The organism is Burkholderia sp. LMG 13014 (assembly GCF_905232215.1).
GTDB lineage: Bacteria > Pseudomonadota > Gammaproteobacteria > Burkholderiales > Burkholderiaceae > Burkholderia.
Genome location: NZ_CAJNKE010000997.1, coordinates 1 through 1,313, shown reverse-complemented (window position 1 = coordinate 1,313; position 1,313 = coordinate 1). Strand labels below are relative to the sequence as shown.

1 protein-coding gene is annotated in these 1,313 nt (G+C 67.4%); it reads right to left on the bottom strand.

The annotated features are described in order from the left end of the window. Positions 1-1,302: FAD-dependent oxidoreductase (locus tag JYJ84_RS36845; RefSeq protein ID WP_205190317.1), on the bottom strand; the 1,302-nt coding region annotated here is incomplete at its 3' end. Positions 1,303-1,313: the final 11 nt, after the last annotated feature.

Below are 1,313 nucleotides of genomic sequence, written 5' to 3'. Positions count from 1 at the left end.
CGCGCCCGGGCGCATCGCGCAAGCAAATGCGTCGCCGCTGCGGTCCGGCGTGTTCAGCGGCGAATCGGCCAGCACCGCCGGCACCGACAGGCGGCCACTGTTCACGAGCTTGCGCGCGAATTCGCAGTCGCGCGCAAGCTTCAGCGTCGCGTCGCGGAACACGCGCGACACCGGGCTCTTCGGCGTGATGAAGTCGGTCGAGCGCGTCGAGTTGCGGATGTTCTCGTCGGCCGCGAACTCGCGCTCGCTCGCATACGTATCGAGCAGGCTGTCGGCCGAACGGCCATCGAGCACGAGCTTCAGCTTCCAGGCGAGGTTGTCGGCATCCTGCACGCCGCTGTTCGCGCCGCGCGCGCCGAACGGCGACACGCCGTGCGCGGAATCGCCCGCGAACAGCACGCGGCCATGCCGGAACGACTCCATCCGCTGGCAGCGGAACGTATAGACGCTCACCCATTCGAGTTCGAACTCGACGTCCGGCCCGAGCAGCGCGCGTACGCGCGGGATCACGCGTTCCGGCTGCTTCTCCGCGACGGGGTCGGCATCCCAGCCGAGCTGGAAGTCGATACGCCACACGTTGTCGGGCTGGCGATGCAGCAGCACCGACTGATTGGGGTGGAACGGCGGATCGAACCAGAACCAGCGCTCGGTCGGAAACTCCGCCTTCATCTTCACGTCGGCGATCAGGAAGCGGTCCTTGAACGTGCGGCCGTGGCTTTCGAGGCCCATCATCGTGCGCATCGGGCTGCGCGAGCCGTCGGCCGCGATCACGTACTGCGCGCGCAGCGTCGCGATGCCTTCCGGCGTCTCGATCGTCACCACCGCGTGCTCGGCCGATTGCTCGACACCCGTCACCTTGTGCTTCCAGCGGATGTCGATGTTCGGCAGCTCGAACGCCCGGTCGGCCAGGTAGCCTTCGACGTAGTACTGCTGCAGGTTGATGAACGCGGGGTGCGCATGCCCTTCCTCGGGCAGCAGGTCGAACGCGTAGAGCTGCTCGTCCTGCAGGAACACCTTGCCGACGTGCCAGCTCACGCCCTTGTCGACGAAACGTTCGCCGCAGCCGAGCCGGTCGAAGATCTCGAGCGTGCGCTTCGCGAAGCAGATCGCGCGCGAGCCGGTCGACAGCGTGTCGTCGTCGTCGAGCAGCACGACGGGTACGCCCTGCTGCGCGAGGTCGATCGCAGCCGCGAGCCCCACCGGGCCCGCGCCGACGACGATCACCGGGTGAACGGCGGTGTCCTGCGCACGCGCGCGGTATTCGAACTTCAGCGTCTGGTAATCGATGCTCATGGTCGCCATCCGCTCCTCAA